Origin of the sequence: Marinobacter gelidimuriae (genome assembly GCF_000372805.1) — a bacterium.
Classification (GTDB): Bacteria; Pseudomonadota; Gammaproteobacteria; order Pseudomonadales; family Oleiphilaceae; genus Marinobacter; species Marinobacter gelidimuriae.
On record NZ_KB889952.1, the window covers coordinates 49,464 to 71,092 of the forward strand.

Annotated in this window: 17 protein-coding genes and 2 pseudogenes; 8 read left to right on the forward strand and 11 right to left on the reverse strand. The window is 55.7% G+C overall.

Going from position 1 to position 21,629, the window contains the following annotated elements; genetic code table 11:
• Window positions 1-10: 10 nt before the first annotated feature.
• The 7 genes from A3OI_RS0118415 to gloB all read right to left on the reverse strand — a co-directional run bounded on the left by A3OI_RS0118415 (window position 11) and on the right by gloB (window position 9,304).
• Window positions 11-805 carry an enoyl-ACP reductase FabI gene (locus tag A3OI_RS0118415; protein ID WP_018405678.1) on the reverse strand — a complete coding sequence of 265 codons (795 nt, stop codon included), beginning with the start codon at window positions 803-805 and terminating at the stop codon, window positions 11-13.
• 104 nt (window positions 806-909) lie between these two features.
• Window positions 910-2,532 carry an ABC transporter ATP-binding protein gene (locus A3OI_RS0118420; protein WP_018405679.1) on the reverse strand — a complete coding sequence of 541 codons (1,623 nt, stop codon included), beginning with the start codon at window positions 2,530-2,532 and terminating at the stop codon, window positions 910-912.
• 1 nt (window position 2,533) lies between these two features.
• The gene (locus A3OI_RS0118425; protein ID WP_018405680.1) at window positions 2,534-3,577 is read right to left on the reverse strand and encodes an ABC transporter permease; all 1,044 of its coding nucleotides are present in this window, start codon (window positions 3,575-3,577) and stop codon (window positions 2,534-2,536) included.
• A gap of 3 nt (window positions 3,578-3,580) precedes the next feature.
• Window positions 3,581-4,663 (reverse strand): microcin C ABC transporter permease YejB, encoded by a 1,083-nt coding sequence (locus A3OI_RS0118430; protein ID WP_018405681.1) that lies wholly within the window; start codon window positions 4,661-4,663, stop codon window positions 3,581-3,583.
• Window positions 4,664-6,520 carry an extracellular solute-binding protein gene (locus A3OI_RS0118435; protein WP_026224295.1) on the reverse strand — a complete coding sequence of 619 codons (1,857 nt, stop codon included), beginning with the start codon at window positions 6,518-6,520 and terminating at the stop codon, window positions 4,664-4,666. It abuts the gene before it with no gap.
• A 40-nt stretch (window positions 6,521-6,560) separates the two neighbouring features.
• Complete coding sequence (locus tag A3OI_RS0118440) at window positions 6,561-8,312, reverse strand: lytic transglycosylase (RefSeq protein ID WP_018405684.1); 1,752 nt, start codon at window positions 8,310-8,312, stop codon at window positions 6,561-6,563.
• A 188-nt stretch (window positions 8,313-8,500) separates the two neighbouring features.
• Window positions 8,501-9,304: a hydroxyacylglutathione hydrolase gene (gloB, locus tag A3OI_RS0118445; RefSeq protein ID WP_018405685.1), complete on the reverse strand. Its 804-nt coding sequence runs from the start codon at window positions 9,302-9,304 to the stop codon at window positions 8,501-8,503.
• Between the two features lie 150 nt (window positions 9,305-9,454).
• Between gloB and A3OI_RS0118450 the strand changes: the two genes are divergently transcribed.
• The 4 genes from A3OI_RS0118450 to A3OI_RS0118465 all read left to right on the forward strand — a co-directional run bounded on the left by A3OI_RS0118450 (window position 9,455) and on the right by A3OI_RS0118465 (window position 13,318).
• A complete protein-coding gene (locus tag A3OI_RS0118450) occupies window positions 9,455-10,237 on the forward strand; it encodes a class I SAM-dependent methyltransferase (RefSeq protein WP_018405686.1) in 783 nt (260 codons plus the stop codon).
• On the forward strand, window positions 10,234-10,674 hold the full coding sequence (gene rnhA, locus A3OI_RS0118455) for a ribonuclease HI (protein WP_007351039.1): 441 nt from the start codon (window positions 10,234-10,236) through the stop codon (window positions 10,672-10,674). Before A3OI_RS0118450 ends, rnhA begins: the two co-directional genes overlap by 4 nt.
• A gap of 33 nt (window positions 10,675-10,707) precedes the next feature.
• A complete protein-coding gene (gene dnaQ / locus A3OI_RS0118460) occupies window positions 10,708-11,418 on the forward strand; it encodes a DNA polymerase III subunit epsilon (RefSeq protein WP_018405687.1) in 711 nt (236 codons plus the stop codon).
• Between the two features lie 187 nt (window positions 11,419-11,605).
• Window positions 11,606-13,318: a hypothetical protein gene (locus A3OI_RS0118465; protein ID WP_018405688.1), complete on the forward strand. Its 1,713-nt coding sequence runs from the start codon at window positions 11,606-11,608 to the stop codon at window positions 13,316-13,318.
• 97 nt (window positions 13,319-13,415) lie between these two features.
• On the opposite strand, the pseudogene tnpA reads toward A3OI_RS0118465, so the two are convergent.
• Window positions 13,416-13,592 (reverse strand): annotated as a pseudogene (gene tnpA, locus A3OI_RS22465) (IS200/IS605 family transposase); the annotation flags it as partial.
• 14 nt (window positions 13,593-13,606) lie between these two features.
• On the opposite strand from tnpA, the gene A3OI_RS24165 reads away from it, so the two are divergent.
• Window positions 13,607-14,179 (forward strand): RNA-guided endonuclease InsQ/TnpB family protein, encoded by a 573-nt coding sequence (locus A3OI_RS24165; protein WP_155903235.1) that lies wholly within the window; start codon window positions 13,607-13,609, stop codon window positions 14,177-14,179.
• A 140-nt stretch (window positions 14,180-14,319) separates the two neighbouring features.
• Entirely contained in the window at window positions 14,320-14,523 is a 204-nt protein-coding gene (locus A3OI_RS23495) for a zinc ribbon domain-containing protein (RefSeq protein ID WP_267283318.1), read from the forward strand.
• Between the two features lie 93 nt (window positions 14,524-14,616).
• Here the strand turns inward: A3OI_RS23495 and A3OI_RS0118480 are convergent.
• Window positions 14,617-14,919: pseudogene (locus A3OI_RS0118480) on the reverse strand (SCP2 sterol-binding domain-containing protein); the annotation flags it as partial.
• A gap of 181 nt (window positions 14,920-15,100) precedes the next feature.
• Here A3OI_RS0118480 and sohB point away from each other — a divergent pair.
• Both sohB and A3OI_RS0118490 read left to right on the forward strand, forming a co-directional pair.
• On the forward strand, window positions 15,101-16,189 hold the full coding sequence (sohB, locus tag A3OI_RS0118485; RefSeq protein ID WP_018405690.1) for a protease SohB: 1,089 nt from the start codon (window positions 15,101-15,103) through the stop codon (window positions 16,187-16,189).
• Between the two features lie 49 nt (window positions 16,190-16,238).
• The gene (locus tag A3OI_RS0118490) at window positions 16,239-17,270 is read left to right on the forward strand and encodes a YhdH/YhfP family quinone oxidoreductase (RefSeq protein WP_018405691.1); all 1,032 of its coding nucleotides are present in this window, start codon (window positions 16,239-16,241) and stop codon (window positions 17,268-17,270) included.
• 206 nt (window positions 17,271-17,476) lie between these two features.
• On the opposite strand, the gene A3OI_RS0118500 is transcribed toward A3OI_RS0118490, so the two are convergent.
• Together A3OI_RS0118500 and metH are read right to left on the reverse strand one after the other, a co-directional pair.
• A complete protein-coding gene (locus A3OI_RS0118500; protein WP_018405693.1) occupies window positions 17,477-17,719 on the reverse strand; it encodes a DUF2970 domain-containing protein in 243 nt (80 codons plus the stop codon).
• Between the two features lie 29 nt (window positions 17,720-17,748).
• Complete coding sequence (metH, locus tag A3OI_RS0118505; protein WP_018405694.1) at window positions 17,749-21,447, reverse strand: methionine synthase; 3,699 nt, start codon at window positions 21,445-21,447, stop codon at window positions 17,749-17,751.
• Window positions 21,448-21,629 lie beyond the last annotated feature (182 nt).

A 21,629-nucleotide genomic window follows, 5' to 3' on the forward strand; every position in this document is an offset into this window, starting at 1 on the left:
GCCTGCAGTTTTAAATCTCTGCGTCTTCCAGTTCGCCCATACCGGTAATGTTGAAACCGGCATCGACATACATGATTTCGCCAGTGATACCGCTGGACAGATCGGAGCCCAGGAAGGCGGCGGCGTTACCGACTTCATCGGTGGTTACGTTGCGGCGCAGCGGGGCGCGTCTGGCGTTTTCGGCCAACATTTTGCGGAAGCTCTTGATGCCAGATGCCGCCAGAGTTCTGATCGGCCCGGCAGAAATACCGTTCACGCGAATGCCGTCGCGGCCCAGGCTGGCTGCCATGTAGCGCACGTTAGCTTCCAGCGAGGCTTTTGCCAGACCCATGACGTTGTAGTTCTGCAGCACTTTCTCTGCGCCCAGGTAGCTCAGGGTCAGCAGCGAGCTGCCTTCGTGCATCATGCCGCGAGCGCCTTTGGCCAGAGCCACAAAGCTGTAGGAGCTGATGTCGTGGGCAATGCGGAAACCTTCACGGGTGGTCACGTCGACGTAGTTGCCGTCAAGCTCGTGGCCCGGGGCGAAACCCACGGCGTGAACGATAATGTCGATGTTGTCCCAGTGCTTGCCAAGTTCGGTGAAGACGTTGTTGATTTCGTCATCACTGGCGACATCGCAAGGAAAGGTCAGCGTGCTGCCCCATTGTGCGGCGAATTTCTCGACCCGCGGCTGCAGTTTTTCGTTCTGGTAAGTAAAGGCCAGTTCGGCGCCTTCGCGAGCGAAGGCTTCAGCGATGCCGTAGGCAATCGACAATTTGCTGGCAACGCCAACGATCAGGGCTCTTTTGCCACTGAGAATTCCCATGGGTGTTCTCCTTATATTAACGCGTTACGCTTTATTAACGAATGACGCTGTGTTCAAGATTTGCGGGCATTATCCCGGTTTGATTGCCGGGCGTAAGGCTCATTTTAGTCGTCTAAAGTTTTCTGGTAAAAGAAGGCTGCATTCAGCAGCTCCCGTGTGTACGGCTGTTCAGGTGCGGCAAATATCTCGGCGGCTTTGCCGTATTCCACAATTCGGCCATGCTGCAACACCAACAGTTTGTGGCTCAGCGCCCGAACCACCGCCAGGTCGTGACTGATAAAAATGTAGCTTAGCGCATATTTTCGTTGCAGCGATTGTAACAGCTCAATCACCTGCTTTTGTACGGTTCGGTCCAGAGCCGAGGTTGGCTCGTCCAGGATGATCAAATCCGGTTGCAATACCAGAGCCCGGGCAATGGCCACACGTTGGCGCTGACCGCCGGAAAATTCATGCGGGTAGCGGTGGCGGTCCTGCGGGTTTAAACCCACGTCCGTCAGCGCCTGCACCACCAGCGCGTCTTGGGCTTCAGGGGTGTCTGGCGTATGAATTTCAAGGCCTTCCTGAACAATCTCGGCAATCGACATGCGCGGGCTAAGGCTGCCAAACGGATCCTGAAACACAATCTGAATACGTTTGCGAAAAGGGCGGAACTGTCTCTGGTTCAGGTTCGCTAAGGGCTGGCCATCCAGATCAATGTGACCGCTGGCCGCCGTCAGCTTCAGCAGAGCGTGGCCGATGGTGGTTTTGCCGCTGCCGCTTTCGCCTACAATGCCCAGAGTCTGGCCCCGTTCCAGCTCAAAATTAACGTCTTGTACCGCATGGAAGCTCGATTTTACGCGCCCTAGCAGGGTTTTGGCCATGGTAAAGCGCACATTCAAATCACGAACCCGCAGCAGCAGCGTTGCATTTTCAATGTCGGGCCTGGCGGGCGGTGATTCGGGTGGTTCGGCGTCTAGCAGGCATTTGGTATACGGATGCTGTGGCGTTGTAAACAGAGTTTCAACCGTGGCCTGTTCCACCAACTGGCCTTGTTCCATCACCACCACCCGGTCGGCGTAGCGGCGCACAATGGTTAAATTGTGGGTGATCAGCAAAATGGCCATGCCCAGCTTTTCCTGCAACTGCTGCAACAGTTCCAGGACCTGCTTTTGCACGGTTACGTCCAGCGCGGTGGTGGGCTCGTCAGCGATCAGCAGTTCCGGCTCGTTGGCCAGCGCCATAGCGATCATTACCCGCTGTTTCTGCCCGCCAGACAACTGATGCGGGTAGCTGGCCAGGCGGCTTTTCGGATCGTCTATACCGACCAATTGCAGCAGCTCCAGGCAGCGGGCCCGAGCCTGGTCACCGCGCAGGCCTTTGTGTAAGGCCAGTGTTTCGCTGATTTGTTTTTCCACGGTGTGCAGCGGGTTCAGCGAGGTCATCGGCTCCTGGAAAATCATGCTGATCTGGCGCCCGCGCACCTGGCGTAGGCGGTTTTCCGGGGCTTTTAGCAGGTCTTCATCGTGGAACAGAATCTGGCCGCTGGGGTAACTAACGTGGCGGGCGTCCAACAGGCGCAGCACAGACAGCGCTGAAATGGATTTGCCAGAACCGCTTTCACCGACCAAGGCCAAGGTTTCTCCGGCGTGCACCTGAATATCCAGGCCTCGCACCAGGGGCGGCTGGCCGTTAAAGCTGATGGACAGGTCATTAATGGATAATAACGGCTGTGTTTTTTGACCCGCCATATCAGTTTTTCCTCGGGTCAAAAGCATCGCGCACCGCTTCGCCGACAAACACCAGCAACGTCAGCATCACCGACAGGGACACGAACGCCGAGATGCCCAGCCAGGGGGCATGAAGGTTGGCTTTGCCTTGGGCAATCAGTTCGCCCAATGACGGCGACCCGGAAGGCAGACCAAAACCCAGAAAATCCAGCGAGGTCAGCCCGGTAATGGCGCCGGTTAATATAAACGGTAAAAAGGTGAGAGTGGCCACCATGGCGTTGGGCAGAATATGGCGGAACATGATTTTCCGGTTGTCCAGCCCCAGTGCCCTTGCCGCCTTCACATATTCAAAATTACGCGCGCGCAAAAATTCGGCACGCACCACATCCACCAGCCCCATCCAGCTGAACAGCAGCATAATGCCCAGCAGCCACCAGAAGTTTGGCTGCACAATGCCAGACAGAATAATCAGCAAGTAGAGCACCGGCAGGCCGGACCAGATTTCGATAAAACGCTGGCCAAACAGGTCCACTTTGCCGCCGTAAAAACCTTGCAGTGCACCTACGGAAACGCCCATTACGCAGCTGGCCAGGGTCAGAATTAGCCCGAACAGCACGGAAATGCGGAAGCCGTAAATAACCCTGGCGGCAACATCGCGGCCCTGGTCGTCTGTGCCTAGCCAGTTTTCGGCGCTGGGTGGCGCCGGCGAAGGCACGTCCAGATTGTAATTGATGGTGTTGTAACTGAAGCGGATGGGTGGCCACAGCATCCAGCCGTTAGCGTTGATTTCATCAGCGATAAACGGGTCGCGGTAATCTGCGGTGGTAGGTAGAAAGCCGCCAAAGGTTTCCTCCGGAACATCCTGAACAACCGGGGCGTACAACTGGCCCTGATACGACACCAGCAGCGGCGAATCGTTGGCAATGACCTCTGCCATCAGGGCCAGTCCGAACAGCAGCAAAAACAGCCACAGCGACCAAAAGCCGCGACCATTGGCGCGGAAGTTAGCGAGCCTGCGCTTCTGTATGGGGGTTAGCTTTGGGAATAATGCGGTCAAGGTTGCCACGGGTCAGGCACCTTCCCGGCTTTCGAAATCGATGCGCGGGTCTACCAATACGTAGGTGATGTCGCTGATTAGCTTCAGCAACAGGCCCATCAGAGTGAATATGAACAGGGTGCCAAATATCACCGGGTAATCCCGGTTCAGGGCCGCTTCAAAGCCCAGTAGCCCAAGACCGTCGAGGGAGAAGATAACCTCAATCAGCAAGGCTCCGGTGAAAAACAGCGACACCAGAACCCCGGGCAGACTGGCGATCACAATCAGCATGGCGTTGCGGAAGACGTGGCCGTAAAGCACCTGCTTTTCTTCCAGGCCTTTTGCGCGGGCAGTGACCACGTAGTGCTTGCCGATTTCATCCATAAACGAGTTTTTGGTCAGCAAGGTGAGCGTGGCAAAACCGCCAATCACATTGGCCGTCACCGGCAGCGCCAGGTGCCAGAAATAGTCGCCCACCTGCTGATACCAGGTCATTTCGTCGAAATTGCTGGAGGTAAGCCCGCGCAGGGGGAACCAGTCATAGTAGCTGCCGCCGGCAAACAGTACGATCAGCAATATGGCAAACAGGAAGCCGGGAATGGCATAGCCAATCACAATTGCCGAACTGCTCCATACGTCAAAGCGTGAGCCGTCACTGACCGCTTTGCGAATGCCCAGCGGAATAGAAATCAGATAGATAATAAGCGTGGACCAGAATCCGAGGGAAATGGACACCGGCATTTTGTCCAGAATCAGTTCCAGCACGCTTTTGTCACGGAAAAACGAGTCGCCGAAATCGAGAGTGGCGTAGTCTTTGAACATTTTGAAAAAGCGCTCGTGGGCGGGCTTGTCGAAGCCGTACATGACTTCGATTTCTTTCAGCAATTCGTCCGGAATACCGCGGCTGCCGCGGCTGTCAACGCTGGTAACCACTTCGCCGCTGCTGTCGCCGCCACCGGCGCGGGCCAGGGAGTTGCCACCGTGGCCCTGCATCTGAGAAATCATTTGTTCAATCGGGCCGCCCGGGGCCGCCTGAACAATCGCGAAGTTGAGCAGCATAATGCCGATCAAGGTGGGAATAATCAGCGCCAGCCGACGCAGAATGTAAACGCCCATTTAGCGCTCTACCCACCAATTGTTGATGTCGACGCCGTTCTTGGCAGTGTGTCCGGGGTGCTTTAAATGTGACCAGTAAGCCACACGATCACTGGCAAGATACCAGTGTGGCACCACGTAATACTCGTTTAACAAAACCCGGTCCAGGGCGCGGGTGCGATACACCAGTTCTTCGCGGTCGGGCGCTTGAATCACCTGTTCAATCAGTTCATCGACCACCGGATTGTTCACGCCAACGTAATTGCGTGAGCCATTTACATTCACGTTGCTCGAATGCCAGTAGTCGCGCTGTTCGTTGCCGGGGGAGTCAGACTGGCCAAACACCTGGGTGGTCATGTCGTAATCAAACGAACGCACCCGCTGCACGTACTGGTTGCTGTCTACCAGACGAACTGTGACGTCTACCCCAAGGCGTGCCAGGTTGTTTTTGAACGGCAATACCACCCGCTCAAATGTTTTCTGAAACAACAGCACTTCAAAGGCCAGGGTTTCACCTGTTTCGCTGTGTACCATTTTGCCGTTCTTGATGCTGTAGCCGGCAGCACGCAGTTCTTCCAATGCAATCTTGAGGTTGGCACGTAAACCCTGCTGGCCGTCGGTCACCGGAGGCTGATAGGTTTGATTGAACACCCGTGGCGGCAATGAATCGCGGTAGGGCTCAAGAATTTCCAGTTCGCGGCCCTCGGGCAAGCCTGAAGATGCCAAATCACTGTTGGCGAAATAGCTGTCGCTACGAGTGTACTGGTCATAAAACAGGTTTTGGTTGGCCCATTCAAAATCGAATGCGTAGGTCAGCGCTTTGCGCACTCTGGGATCACTGAAAATGGCCTTGCGAGTATTGAACACAAAGCCCTGCATGCCGGCTGGCCGCTGGTGGCCAATGGTTTCGGTGATAATTTCACCGCTTTCGAAGCGTTGCCCGGTGTAGGAGGTAGCCCAGTTTTTGGCGGAGGACTCCAGACGGAAATCAAAATTACCGGCTTTGAACGCCTCCAGGGCGACGGTGTCGTCGTTATAGTAGTCATAGCGGATCTGGTTGAAGTTGTAGCGGCCTTTGCGCACGCCCAAATCTTTCGCCCAGTAGTCATTCACCCGTTCATAGGTCACTGACCGCCCGGCATCGAATTCGGCAATCCGATAGGGGCCGCTTCCCAGTGGAGGCGTCAAGCCGCTGTCGCCGAATTCGCGATCGGCCCAGTAGTGTGCCGGCAATATGGGCAGTTGCCCCAGAATCATCGGTAATTCGCGGTTTTTGGTGGTGTCGAAATCAAATCGTATACGCCGAGGGCTCTCCACGGTTACGTTGCTGACATCGGCGTAGTAGTTGCGAAAAAACGGATGACCTTCGGTAACCAGCGTGTTAAAGGAAAATGCGACGTCTTCGGCGGTAATCGGTTCGCCGTCTTGAAAACGGGCTTCGGGGCGCAAGTTGAACACCACGTAGCTGCGGTCGGCGGGTGTTTCAATGGATTCGGCAATCAGGCCATAGGCCGAAAACGGCTCGTCGGCGGATGACTCCATCAGGGTGTCGTAAAGATAACCACTGATGCCGGCCGCCGCCACTCCGCGCAAATGAAACGGGTTGAAGGTGTCAAAACCGTTGGCGACTACCGCAAGGCGCAAAGTGTCGCCTTTCGGTGCGCTCGGATTGACGTAGTCGAAATGGGAAAAATTCGGTGGGTATTTCGGTTTACCGTGCATGGCGATGCCATGCTGCGGGTTGGTGTTTGATGCCGGAGGTGCGTCGCTGTTTTGCGCCATTAGCGGCGCTGTAACCATGGCGAAGCCGATGGCAGCAGCGCAAAATAAGTGGTTAAAAGATCGGGCCAATGGCGTATTCGAGCGTTTTTTTATCATGGGCACCTTTTTATTTTAACCACTTTGTATGGCTACCCGATTACGGGCTATTACGGATGTCCACGTAGAGTACCAGACTTTGTCCAGGTTGCAGATAATGCTCGGTATTTAGGTCATTCCAGCCAGCGATATCGCTGATATTCACCGAAAAGCGCCCGGCAATGGCCGCCAGTGAATCACCTTTGCGCACACTGTAGCCGACTTTGCGCACCAGAGCTTTGATCCGCGCACTGGCACTGGCACTGGCACTGGAATCGGAACTGGCCACCGTGGTTTGGGCGTTTTGCGACCAGATCACGAGCTTCTTGCCCGGAATCAGCGGGTCGCCGGGTGCCATGCTGTTCCAGGCAGCCAGTTCACGCACTTTCACCCGGTGTTCTCGGGCGATATCCCAGAAGGTGTCCCCGGACCGAACGTGGTAGCTGACTTTGTCGCCATCACGCGGCCGCGACTGTTTCTTTTCCAGACGCTGGGCGGCGCTTAGGGCATAGGTTTCGCTGTCGCCGGTTGCGGATGGGATCATCAGGCGCTGGCCGATACGGATTGTGTCGCCGTTGAGTTTATTAAGCTTGCGGATGACCGGTGTGGTGGTTTCAAAACGCTGGGCTATGGTGCTTAGGCTATCCCCGGAGCGCACCCTGTAGTTGCGCCAGGACACACGTTGATTGACCGGGTAGGTTTTCAGGGCCTTGCGAAAGCGTTCCGCGCTGGCCACGGGCACCAACAGCCGGTGCGGGCCATCGGGGTTGGTGGCCCAGCGGTTAAAAGACGGGTTTAGCAGGTACATTTCGTCTATATCGGTCGCGGCCAGTTCGGCGGCTTTGGCCAGGTCTAGCTGCGAGCCGGTTTCAACCACGGCGAAGTAAGGTTCGTTGGCCAACGCTGGCAGATCGATACCATAAGCTTGCGGATCGGCGAAGATTTTCGCCAAGGCTAGTAGCTTTGGTACGTAGTGGCGGGTTTCTTTCGGCAGCTCCAGCGACCAGAAATCCGTTGGTTTGTCAGCGTTTGTATTGCGGCGTATGGCGCTGGAAACCGTGCCGCCGCCGCTGTTATACGCAGCCAGCGCAAGTGTGTAGTCGCCGTCAAAGCGCTTGCTCAGGCGTTCGAGGTAGGTCAAAGCAGCGTCGGTAGCAGCAATGACATCGCGGCGGTCATCGTGCCACCAGCTTTGGGTTAAGCCGAAGTATTTTCCGGTGGCTGGTACAAACTGCCAGAGCCCGGCGGCGCGGCCGTGGGAGTAGGCGAACGGGTCAAAGGCACTTTCTACAATGGGCAGTAGGGCCAGTTCTGTGGGCAGGCCACGGCGTTCGGTCTCGCTGATGATGTAGTGAAAGTAGCGGCTACCGCGCTCCATCACCCGCTCAATGTAGCGAGGGTGACTGGCAAACCAGGCCAGCTGCTGTTCCAGGCGCGGTTGGTCTACCTCATGATCCAGCGCAAAGCCGTCCCGCAGGCGTTGCCACAAATCGGTGTTTTCGGTCTTGATCCCGTTTTCAAGAGCGTTATCGGCTAGCGTTGCGGGCTGTTTAATATTGGCGGCGTTTAGCTTACTTCGGGCGGTTCTGGCCTGGGCTTTTAGCTCCGGGGCAATGGCGTCGTCTAGCGGGTCATCTTGGCTGGCATCGGCTTGGCCTTTGAGGACCGCCTCTTTAAGGTTGCCATCACCGCTGGCGACGGCTACATGGGTGGAATCGAGAGGGCTATCACCGCCACTGAGTGGACGTTCAATGGCGCATCCGGCAATAAGAGCGGCGCTAAACAGGCAGGTTAGTAATCGGTTGGGCGACATAAACAGCGTTCCGGGATAATAGTTGGCCAAACCAGTGGCAAATTGTGCCCGGCGACTTTGGCTGCAAATAAAAAGGTAGGAGGATTCTATGGGTGTGGTTTACCAGTGGTCAAGAAACTGATTGTTACCGCTGCGAGAGGATCGCACAAATCAGGGACAGATTTTAAATCTGTCCCTATCTTGATCTGTTAACCGCGAAAGTGATCCTTGCTGTGACGAATCGCGGCAAAGACGTCGTCTGCGCTTTCCATCGGCAGTGTGTGCTCATTAGCATAACTTTTAGCAACATCAATTACCTCGGGATCGTTCCAGCGCAGAAACAGGTTCAGACGTTTTTCCTCAGCCAGGGTGGACGGCACTGTTGCCTTGTTATTCGCCCGTGCCTGCTCGCATTGCCGTTCAAAATCGGCCAGCGCACTTGATTGTGGCAACCAGCTGCGGGCAAACCTGAGATTCGCCAGAGTGTACTCGTGAGCGCAATAGACGGCCGTGTTGTCAGGCAACTGACGCAGGCTTTCCAGGGATTGGCGCATCTGCGCCGGTGTGCCTTCAAAGAGCCGGCCACAACCTGAAACGAACAGAGTGTCGCCGGCGAACAGCAGCGGTCGCCCGGTTATGGCTGTGTCGTCGGTAAAAAAGGCGATATGGTCCAGGGTGTGGCCCGGGACCGCCATGCTGGTGAACGTAATGCCCTCCCACAGCGCGGTGTCGCCAGGATGGATGGGGTTTGTGCTGCCTTTGAACGGGCTGTCGGCCGGGCCAATTACCCGGCAGTCGGGATACGCTTCGCGCAGCGCTTTTACGCCGCCAACGTGATCAGGGTGGTGATGGGTGATTAGAATGGCGGTGAGCGCCAGGCCCTGTTGCGCCAGGTGGTCCAGAACCGGTTGCGCCTGGCCCGGGTCCACAATCAGGGCGTTGTGCCGATGCGGGTCAGCGATGCACCATATATAGTTGTCATTGAACGCCGGTATTGCAGAAATCGTCAACATAACCCACCCATGTGCTTAGCCAATGTGGCTGCTATGATAAAGCATTCATCGATTTACCCCAAAACTTGCAGGCCCGGGTGGCGTGCGCCGGTTTAGCTTTAGAGTTGAAAAGCGGGGTTAAAAAGCAGGGCTAACAGGAGCAGAAGTATAGTGAAACTCGAAGAAGCTATTGATTACCAGGCACGCCATGACAGCTTCGAGCACTGGTTTCAGACTCCGCTTGGCCGGGCTCTGCTGGCGGACCAGCGCCAGTACCTTGACCATAAACTGGCCAACCACACCGGCGCCCGTCAGTTGCAGGTCGGCGTCAGCCATCGCCTGCCGCTGGCAACCGGCACCGACTTTTTGCAACGAATTATTGCCGTGCCTCAATGGCATCCGGATATTCCTGACGGGGTTGCGGTTTGCGACGCGGATGAGCTGCCATTTCCCGGTGATTCGATGGATCTGATTATTTTGCCCCACACGGCGGATTTTTCCCGTTACCCCCATCAGGTTCTGCGGGAGTCGGCGAGGGTGTTAAGGGGGGAGGGCTGCATCGCTATTACCGGTTTTAATCCGTTCAGTGTTTGGGGGCTGCGCCGACTTTTGTCCGGGCGCTTTGGCAGGCCGTCGGGCGGTCCCTGGAGCGGGCGTTTTATGCCAGCGGGGCGAATGGAAGACTGGTTGCGGTTATTGGGCTTTCAAATAGAACATTCGGTGACCCGCTTTTACGGTTTACCGTTACAGCGCTGTGCACGCAATCCGGTAAAGCGGCAGCCTAGCGGGTTCATGCCGGGCGGCGCTTATTACTGTATCCTTGCGCGCAAACGCGAACTGGCCCGCACGCCTGGCCGACGTGCCTGGAGTAAAAGCAAGGTTATAAGCCTGGCGGGTAGCCGCCCGGTGGGAGTGGCGCGTACTCGCCATCAGAATCATCAGGAGAGTGAATGAGCGGTAACGTGATTATGTACACCGACGGCGCCTGCAAGGGCAACCCTGGGCGCGGCGGTTGGGGAGTGGTGCTGCGCTGGGGCGAGGTTTGCAAAACCTTGCACGGTGGCGAGCAGCACACCACCAATAACCGCATGGAGCTGATGGCCGCGATTGAAGGGCTGAAAGCGCTAAAGCGTGATTGTGACGTAGAGCTATATACCGACTCCCAGTACGTGCGTAAAGGCATCACCGAGTGGCTGGCCGGCTGGAAACGCAACGGTTGGAAAACGGCGGCTAAAAAGCCGGTTAAAAATGACGATCTGTGGAAAGCCCTGGATGAACAAAGCGAGCGCCACCGGGTAAACTGGCACTGGGTGAAAGGGCACGCCGGCGTGCCAGATAACGAACTGGCCGACCAGCTGGCCAACCAAGGCGTTGAAGAGCTGACCGGTTAACCGGCTCAGCATAAAAGGATAAAGGGTAACTGCATGCGACAAATTGTACTGGATACCGAAACTACCGGTATTGACCCCAACGAAGGCCACCGGGTTATCGAAATTGGCTGCGTAGAGCTGGTTGAGCGGGCGTTAACCGGGCGCAACTATCATGTTTACGTAAATCCTGGCCGCGAAGTAGAAGCCGAAGCCATTGCCATACACGGCATCACCAACGAGTTTCTGGCCGACAAGCCACTGTTTGCGGTTGTTGCTGACGAATTTTTCGAGTTTATCCGCGGCGCGGAGCTGGTAATCCACAACGCGGCATTTGACGTCGGCTTTATGGACGCCGAATTTGGCCGTCTTGACGGCGGCCGTAAAACCGCCGAACACTGTGGAATTGTTGATACTCTGGCCATTGCCCGCAAGCGCCACCCCGGTCAAAAAAACAACCTGAACGCCCTGTGCAAACGCTACGGGGTAGACAACAGCAATCGCGAATTGCACGGCGCTCTGCTGGATGCGGAAATTCTAGCCGATGTGTACTTGCTGTTAACGGGCGGCCAAACCGCGCTGTTGCTGGATGCCGGCTCGGGTGAGGGTGCCCACGGCGATGGCATCCGCCGGGTGCAGGCCGCCCGCGAGGCACTGCAGGTGATTCGTGCCAGTGCAGATGAAGATCTGGCCCATCGCGAGTTTATGGCGATGATGGAAAAAAAAGCCGGCTCGACTGTGTGGAGCCAGGTTCTGGGTGCAGAATGAGAACTGGGTCGGGAACTGCGTCAGGAACTGCGTAGCAAGCTGGGTAGAAAGACATTACCTGGCCCTGACGCCTTGGTTGAGTGGCGTGAAAATTGTGTTATAACTGATGGGAGTTACTACATTTTTTGATGTAACCGGTTAAAACAGCGTGCGGTGCCACCGCAGGGTCAACAGGGAAGCGTAAGTTATGGTGCAATCGTCTCTGGCAACGAAATCGCAGTCATTCGATCTCGTTAAAAGTGAAATCGAGCAAACCATCCGGCAGGCTGAAAACGGCCTTGCGCGCTTTCAGGAAAACCGGGAGAGTGACGAAGATCTGCAAAACTGCCTGGACTGTCTGAATCAGCTGCGGGGCACCTTCACACTGGTGGAGCTGCGTGGCGGAACCTTGCTGTGCGAGGAGGCGGTAAGTACCTGCAATAACGTTCCAGTTGGTGCAACCACCGACAAGAATATTCTGTTAACCACGCTCAACAAAGCTTTATTCGTACTGCGCCGATACGTGGAATACCACCACCATCAGCGCCAGGACCACCCCAATCTGCTGTTACCGGTGATCAACGAACTGCGCGAAGCGCGCAACGAAGCTGTTTACCCGGAATCCTGGCATTTCAAGCTCGACCTTGCGCAACGCCCGGACTTTTGCAAAGGCATGAAACTGCGGCCTGTCGCCGACGACGACACCAGCGATGTCGACATTATGGCCCGGCGCATGCGCTTGACCTATCAAGTGGCGCTGCTGGGCATTTTGCACGAACGCAACGACGCAGTAACAAAGAAGCTCATCAGCCGTGCCGCTCGTGGTTTTGCGCGGCTGTGCAACGGAAAACCCCAGGGGCAACTGTGGTGCCTGGTGGAAATTGTTGCCGATACCATGCTTGACCGTGCAATGCTGTTTTCCAAGGCTCGTAAACGCCTGTTCATGGCGATTGAAAAATACGCCCGCCAACTGGTTTACGTGGGTGCTGATTCTGCCAATAAACCAATACCTGACGACTTGCTTACCGATCTGGTGTACCTGCTGCATTGCAGTGGCTCGGCCAATCCCGAAGTCGCGCAGGTGCTTCAGGCCTTTCGCCTGGCGCCTGCAGAATTTTCGGACGCCATTCTGGAGGCTCATTCCCGCAAACTTTACGGCCCGGGCAGTGATGTGCTCAAGTCCTTGTCAGAAGCAATGCAGGATGAGCTGAACCAACTGAAAGACAAGCTGGACATCATTGAGCGTGGTATCGAACCGGACTTGGCTGAACTGGGATTGATTGCCGAAATTTTGGAAAAGTTGGCTAACACGCTGGTGATGTTGGATTTGAAGCGTTTGGCTGCAACCGCTAACAAGGGAGCCATTAAGTTGCGCCAGCTGGAGCACGAATCGCGTCTGCCAGACGAAACCGAACTGCACAGTCTGGCGGACTCTGTGCTTGGTATCGAAGACGTTGTGTTGCAGATTGCCAATCGTGGCATTACCAACGATGCAGATCTGGCAAGCGTTAACCCATCTGATAGCCGTGAAGAGTCACTGTGTCTGCGCGAAGCCGTGTGGGTGGTGGCGGACGAAGCCCGTAACGCGCTGACTCTGGCCAAACGAGCGATTACCGCGTTCATTGAATCGGATTACGACAAACTGCACCTGGCTAACGTGCCCACCACCCTGCACACCATTTGGGGTGGACTGGTGATGATTAACGACCCGGATGCCGCGGAAGTTCTGCAGTGTATTGGCGATGCTATCCAGCACCAGCTTTTGGACAACAGCGAGCCGCCATCTGAACAGGTGCTGGAAGCCATGGCGGATGCTTTGACATCCCTCGAGTACTACATTGGTAACATTGGCAAGCACGAGCCAGGAAACGCCGACCTGTTGCGCCTGGCGAAAACGTCTTTGGACGACGTTCGTCTTTAAAACCGCCGACCTGGCAAACGCAGACAGACTCAGCCCATCCTGCTTGCCGCAGGGTACCCACTCCGAGCTAGGTGTGGGGTGAATGCGGTGCAGGGCGTTAGCCCTGCTGGTTCTTGATGTAATCTTTGATGATTTCAAGGGGAGCGCCGCCACAAGAAGAAACGAAGTAGGCGCGGCTCCAAAGCACTGGCTTATTGTACGCCCCGGTTAAATCTGCAAACTGTTGCCGCAACCGGCGAGAGGTCACCGATTTAAGTGAGTTGATTAGTTTGGAATCAGGCATTGGCCGTGTGTAATACCGCGTGCGATACCGAAGGCGAGTACGTNCCTCGCTACGAGTCGATGGCCAAGTGGGTGACAAGCTGGAAAAAAGACTTGGAAACCGAGTGGCTAAAAGAGGCGTACACCGACAACCTGCAACAGAAACTCAAAGACCTGGATACCGCCTGGCAGCGATGTTTTCAGAAAGTGGGTGACGCACAGCGCCCGCGATTTAAGAAGAAAGGGCGATCCAGAGACAGCATCCGCTTCGTGAATTTTCACAAATACTGCAAAATCGAAAGCAGCCGGGTAAAGCTCCCTGCGGGGCTGGGTTGGATCAAGTTTCGCAAGTCTCGCGAAATCCCCGGCACCGTGAAAAACTGCACCGTCGGATTTGACGGTGGCCACTGGTTTATCAGCTTCCAGACTGAGCGCGAGATCGAGCCACCCAAGCATCCGTCCAGCTCCATGATCGGCGCGGATCTGGGTATCGCCCGCTTTATAACCCTGTCCGATGGCACCTTTGTTGAGCCGGTGAGCTCGTTCAAAAAACACCAGGACAAGCTGGCCAGGGCGCAACGCGCCTTGGCCGAAAAGTAACGTTTTCGGCCAAGGGCACAACGGAAAATCCGGGCACCCATGTCGCTGCCAAATCTGGCCTAAACCGGTCGATACTGGATCAGGGCTGGCACGAGTTCCGGCGACAACTGACGTACAAGCAGGCGTTTCGGGGTGGCGAAGTGCTGGCGGTGCCGGCGCACTACACCAGTCAAACGTGCCCAGCTTGTCAGACTGTCAGCGCCGAAAACCGCAAGACGCAGGCTCGTTTTGAATGCGTCGAATGCGGGTTTTCGGAGAACGCCGATCTGGTGGGTGCGCTCAATATCAAAGCGCGAGGGCATCGTGTTCTAGCCTGTGGAGAGTCGGCGTTAGCCGCTCGATGAAGCAGGAACCGGCTACCCGGGCAATCAGGTAGAACCCTTTTTTGGGAATCCTCTTCCTGAGCTATCAGCGAAGGGAGGGGAGGATGTCAAGTTAAACAGGTCGCCGAGTTTGGTAGCCAGCATCATGTCGCCTTCGGCGCGCAGTTGGCCAGCCATGAATGCCTGCATGCCGTCAGTTTCACCAGAAACGACGTCTTCCAGGGTTTCGGAGTTCATAATCAAGGTAACGGAAGGGTCGCCGTGGGCGCCTTCGTGTAGCTTGCAGGTGCCGTCGTTAATCACCAGGTGGTAGGTTTTGTCGTTTTCGATATCAAACTGAAAAACCAGGTCCAGACCTTGCGCGGCTTCGGCGTTAAAACTCTGTTCCAGCTTTTCAAAGATTTGTTCTACGGACATAAATTGACCCTTTAAATGGTTGTGATGACGGCGACACAGCCCGACTCAGTTCCTGACTTTATGGTCGGTAGCGGCAGCCGTCAAGTGCATTCAAACGATTGTTTTAATTTATGCCCGGGTTATCACCCGATGAGCTCTGGGTTACACTTGCCTGCTTATCTGAACCTACGGGAGAAACCCTTTGGAATTCCTTGCAGACTATGGTCTTTTCCTTGCTAAAGCCGTTACCTTGGTGCTGGCTGTGGTGGTGATTATTACCCTGATTATCTCCGCCGCTCAACGGGAGAAAAGCAGTGAACACGAAGACGGTGAACTGCGCATTCGCAAACTCAACGATAGCTACCGTAAATTGCGTGAGAGCATCGAAGCGCGATTGATGACGGACGTCGATCGCAAAGCCTTCGCCAAGTTGCGCAAAAAAGAAGACAAAGCCGAGCGCAAAGCCGAAAAGGTAAAAGCCAAAGCTAAAAGCGCAAAAAGTGACACCGCCGAGATCGCGGACGACGCAGTCAAAACACGCGTGTTTGTGCTGGATTTTGATGGTGACATAAAGGCCAGCGATACCGAGGGCCTGCGCCGTGCCATTACCGCCGTCCTCAGTGTGGCTAAGCCGGAACATGACGAAGTGGTGGTGCGTCTGGAAAGTGGCGGCGGCATGGTGCACTCCTACGGCCTGGCGGCAGCACAGCTGGACCGCATCCGCGCCAAAGGCCTGAATTTGACCGTGTGTGTAGACAAAATAGCCGCCAGCGGTGGCTATATGATGGCCTGCGTAGCAGACCGCATTGTGGCGTCGCCGTTTGCGATTCTGGGTTCCATCGGCGTGGTGGCGCAACTGCCCAACGTGCACCGGTTGCTGAAAAAGAATAACGTGGACTTTGAGGTACTGACCGCAGGCGAGCATAAGCGCACCCTGACCATGTTTGGTGAGAACACCGACAAAGGCCGTCAGAAATTTTTGGCAGACCTTGAAGACATCCACCAGCTTTTTAAAGATTATGTAGGCGAGCGCCGGCCCCAGTTAGACATGGCGGCGGTTGCCAACGGTGATATCTGGTTTGGCCGCCGTGCGTTAGACGTAAAGCTGATTGACGCTATACAAACCTCCGACGAGTATTTGCTGGAAGCGGCAGAACGCGCAGAGGTGGTGTCGGTGTCGTATCAACGCAAACGCACATTACCGGAAAAACTCGGGCTGGCAGCCAGTGCTGCCGTTGAGAATACGGTTTGGCGCTTGCTGAGTGTGTTTCGCAATCAGAACTTGCATTAAAAAGGCTCTGTCGTTAATACCCTGCAGTGCCCAAAACAAGGAGTCGTCGATGAGTGAATCTCAGAGCAACCCGCAGCAAAACGGACAGACTTACCAGACCTGGCAGGTCAGTGAGCAGGATGGCCAGTATCGCGGCCGCGAAATCACCCTAAACACCGCCGACCTGCCGGCTGGCGACGTGCTGATCCGGGTCAGCCACTCGTCACTTAACTATAAAGACGCGTTGTCTGCTTCGGGCAATAAAGGCGTTACCCGGCATTTTCCCCATACGCCCGGTATTGATGCTGCGGGCGAAGTGGTTGAGTTGACGGTTGACGCGCCTGCTGGCGTATTGGGTGTAGGCAGCCAGGTGCTGGTGACCGGTTACGATTTGGGCATGAACAGCGCTGGCGGATTTGGCGAATACATTCGCGTGCCCGCAGCCTGGTGTATTGCCATGCCAGAGGGGTGGACGGCGAAAACCGCCATGACCTATGGCACCGCCGGCCTTACGGCTGGCCTGTGCGTGCACAAGCTGCTCATCATGGGCGCTGCGCCAGGACAGGGCAAAGTCGCTGTTTCGGGCGCCAGCGGTGCAGTAGGCAGCGTAGCGGTGGAAATTCTATCGGTTCTGGGTTTTGACGTGGTGGCTATCAGCGGCAAAGCCGAGCAGGAAGACACGTTACGCACCCTGGGCGCGGCTGAAATTTTGGGCCGTGACGCACTGGAGGCGCAAAAAAAGCCGATGTTAAAACCGGCGTTTGCCAATGCGGTGGACACCGTAGGTGGCGCGCCGCTGGCAGAACTGCTGAAGCAGGTACAGCCCGGCGGATCTGTCAGCTGTTGCGGCCTGGTGGCGGGCATTGAGTTGCCTACCACCGTGCTGCCGTTCATATTGCGCGGCGTGAACCTGTTGGGTGTCGACTCGGTAGAAATTCCGCTGGCGGACAAACAAGCCATTTGGAACAAGCTGGTCGGCCCTTGGGGCTGTCCACAAACGGAAAAGTCGGCCAAGGTCATCGGGCGCAGTGGCCTTGCCAACGCCCTGGAAGCATTTCTGGCGGGCAAGTCCAGCGGCAAAATTGTGCTGGAACACGGATAATTAACCCTAAAATTGGCAGATTACGCAATTCGTGCTTAACTGAGCGCAATTGTTTTCAATTAAGCACGAGGAAGCGGGTATGAGTAAATCTGTACGCAGTGATAGCCAGGTAGATGCCATTGCGGCCGTTGTGTTGATAACACTTGCGGTCGTTTTGGCGGTGATTTGGGTTTCTGGCCAGTAGCTTGGTTACTGAATTTAAGCGATCAGGCGCTGGCCAGCACCACATTCACCAGAAGCACCAAGCCACCAATCAATAAGGCGGTAAACAATAGCCCGCCAACAACGTAGGCCCACGGGCTGGGGTTGGCAAAATCTTCTTGGTGGTGCTTGCTGGATTGAACACCCAGGGCGCCCGCCAAAATACTCTGCATCACTTTCAATAAGCTCAGCCGTGGCAGCGCTTTGCTGCCGGGCTGAGTGGTTTCATTATTGCCTTTTGTGTCCATAGCCGGTCTCCGCTGTTTACATCAGAGCGTTATTCCGCTGGATCGTACGCCAAGCTGGGTTGTAACCAGCGTTCGGCTTCGGCTTTGGTTTGGCCGGTACGATCAGCATAGTCTTCAACTTGGTCTACGCCAATGCGGCCGACGGCAAAGTATTTGGACTGCGGGTGCGAAAAGTACCAGCCAGAGACCGCCGCGGCCGGGAACATGGCGAAGTGCTCGGTCAGGGTGATGCCGGTTTTAGCGGTGGCGTCCAGCAGGGTAAACAGCGTGCCTTTTTCAATGTGGTCAGGGCAAGCGGGGTAACCGGGTGCCGGGCGAATGCCTTGATAGCGTTCTTTGATCAGCTCGGCGGCGTCCATACTCTCATTATCGGCGTAGCCCCAGAACTCTTTGCGCACGCGCTCATGCAGGCGCTCGGCGAAGGCTTCGGCCAGGCGGTCTGCCAGAGATTTCACCATAATGGCGTTGTAGTCGTCGTTGGCGTCTCTGTACTCGTTAGACATTTCTTCAGCGCCGATGCCGGTGGTGACTGCGAAGCCACCTACGTAATCAGGGTGTTCATAGCCTTTAGGCGCCACGAAGTCTGACAGCGCCATCATCGGCTTTCCGGGTGCTTTTTCATCTTGCTGACGCAGGTGGTGCAGCACGGCGAGCTCTTCCGTGCGGCTTTCGTCGGTGTACACCACCACGTCATCGCCACGGCGGTTTGCCGGCCAAAAACCAGCTATGCCACAGGCGGTTACACGCTTTTCATCAATCATTTTGCGAAGAATAACCTGGGCTTCATCGAACAGGGTTTTGGCGACCGCACCGCGCTTTGGGTCGTCAAAAATCTGCGGGTATTTGCCCGACATGTCCCAGGAAATAAAGAACGGTGTCCAGTCAATGTAAGGCACCAGTTCGTTCAGATCGTATTCTTCGAACAAGCGGGCGCCCAAAAAGGCCGGCTTGGGGGGCACGTAGTTGTCAAAGTTGATCTCCGGCGCGCGGTCGCGAGCTTCCTTCAACGACACCAGTTTAGTGCGCTCGCTACGGCTTTTGCGGCGCTCGCGGATTTCGTCATACTCCGCTCGGGCCGCTTTTACCAGGTCAGGTTTAGCGGTTTTATTCAGCAGTTTTGAGGCCACGTTAACGCAGCGCGAGGCGTCTGACACGTAAAGGGCGATGTCGTTTTTATAGTGCGGCTCAATTTTTACTGCGGTGTGGGCTTTGGAGGTCGTAGCGCCGCCAATCATCAGTGGCAGGTGAAAATCCAGACGCTGCATTTCACGGGCTACGTGCACCATTTCGTCCAGTGACGGCGTGATCAGCCCGCTAAGGCCAATAATGTCCACGTTGTGTTCTTTTGCCGCCGCCAGAATCTTGTCGCAGGGCACCATAACGCCCATGTCGATGACTTCATAGTTGTTACACTGCAGCACCACGCCCACGATGTTCTTGCCGATGTCGTGCACGTCGCCCTTCACCGTGGCCATCAGGATTTTGCCTTTGGCCTGTTGGTCTTCGGATTTCTCCGCCTCAATAAACGGAAGCAGGTGGGCCACTGCCTGCTTCATAACGCGGGCGCTTTTGACCACCTGAGGCAGGAACATTTTACCGTCGCTGAACAGGTCGCCGACCACGTTCATGCCGTCCATCAGCGGGCCTTCAATCACGTGGATGGGGCGATCCGCTTCTTGTCGGCAGGCTTCGGTGTCTTCAATGATGTGGCTGGTAATGCCTTTCACCAGGGCGTGTTCAAGGCGTTTTTTGACCGGCAGATCACGCCAGGCCAGATCTTCTTCCGGGGTTTTTACGCCCTGGCCTTTGAAGCGCTCGGCAAGTTCCAGCAGGCGGTCGGTAGAGTCTTCGCGGCGATTCAGCACCACGTCTTCTACGGCTTCTTTCAGTTCCGCTTCAATGTCGTCATAAATCACCAGCTGGCCGGGGTTGACGATGCCCATATTCAGGCCGGCTTTAATAGCGTGGTACAAGAACACCGAGTGAATGGTTTCGCGCACCACGTCGTTGCCACGGAACGAGAAAGACACGTTACTGACACCGCCGGATATTGAGGCATAGGGCAGATTGGCGCGAATCCAGCGGCACGCGTTGATGAGGTCCACCGCGTAGTTGTTGTGTTCTTCAATGCCGGTGGCAATGGCAAAAATGTTCGGGTCAAAAATGATATCACCCGGGTTAAAACCAATGCTGATCAATGCATCGTAAGAGCGTTTGCAAATGTCGGTTTTGCGCTTGAAAGTATCGGCCTGGCCTTGTTCGTCAAACGCCATAACCACCACGGCGGCGCCGTAACGCATGCAGTCCCGCGCGCGCTTGAAAAACTCTTCTTCACCTTCTTTCAGGCTGATGGAGTTCACCACCGCCTTGCCCTGAATGCAGCGTAAACCGGCTTCGATGACGTCCCACTTGGAGGAGTCAATCATGATGGGTACGCGGCAGATGTCTGGCTCTGAAGCCACCAGGTTCAAAAAGGTGACCATCACCTCTTTGGATTCCAACATGCCTTCGTCCATGTTGATATCAATGATTTGCGCGCCATTCTCAACCTGGTCCCGGGCCACGCTTAGAGCTTCTTCGTAGCGCTCTTCTTTGATCAGGCGTAAAAAACGTTTGGAACCGGTGACGTTGGTACGTTCGCCCACATTGATGAACAAGGTGTGTTCATCACCGGTAAACGGCTCAAGGCCCGACAGGCGTAGTGCGGGTTTGGGTTGTGCGATTTTTCGCGGCGGATATTTAGCGACCGCGTTAGCGATGGCTTCAATATGGTCCGGGCGCGAACCGCAGCAACCGCCGATAATGTTAAGAAAACCGTCGCGGGCAAAACCTTCGATGATGCCTGCCATTTCTTCCGGAGTTTGATCGTACTCACCAAATTCGTTGGGCAGACCGGCGTTGGGGTGGGCGCTGACATAGGTATCCGCTTTAGCGGACAGCTCTTCTATATATGGCCGCAGGGCGTCGGCGCCCAGGGCACAGTTCAGGCCGACCGAGATGGGCTTGGCATGGGCAATGGAATTCCAGAAAGCCTCGGTGGTCTGGCCGGAAAGAGTGCGCCCGGAGGCATCGGTAATGGTGCCGGAAATCATGATTGGCAGTTCAATACCGCTGTCTTCAAAATATTGCTGGGTGGCGTAAATGGCAGCTTTAGCGTTCAGGGTGTCGAAAATCGTTTCGATCAGAATCAGGTCGCAGCCGCCTTCAACCAACCCTTCTACCGCTTCGTAGTAGTTGTCCACCAGGCCCTGGAAGTCCACGTTGCGATAGCCCGGGTTGTTCACCTGCGGTGAAAGCGAGGCGGTGCGCGACGTGGGACCAACGGCGCCAGCCACAAAACGCGGTTTTGCGGGGTTTTTGGCGGTAAACTCGTCGGCGATTTCTCGCGCCATCCGGGCGCCAGCCACGTTCAGCTCTTTGGCGATGTCTTCCAGGCCATAATCCGCTTGCGACAGACGTGAAGAGTTGAATGTGTTGGTTTCAATGATGTCTGCGCCCGCATCCATGTAATCCGCGTGAATATTGCGCATAAGCGCGGGCTGGGTCAGGTTCAGCAGGTCGTTGTTGCCCTGCAGATCGCTCGCGTAGTTGGCAAATCGTTCACCCCGAAATGCCGCTTCGTCCAACTTCAGTTGCTGGATCATGGTGCCCATGCCGCCGTCTAGAATCACAATGCGTTCTTTAAGGGCTTGGTGCAGTTGTTTCAGGCGGGTGGTGCGATCAGTCATGGGCTTCTCTTTCGTCGATTGTTTTAAAACAGGCACGGGCGTTGCTGGCTACCGAGCGCTGTAAAAATGGCGCTAGGGCGTTGCCGTTAATATTCGGCGGCAAATAATAGCAAATTCGGCGCCTCTGGCGTAGTTGACACGCTGGATAATCCACACTGGAGTAATAGCGGAAAGTCATTATA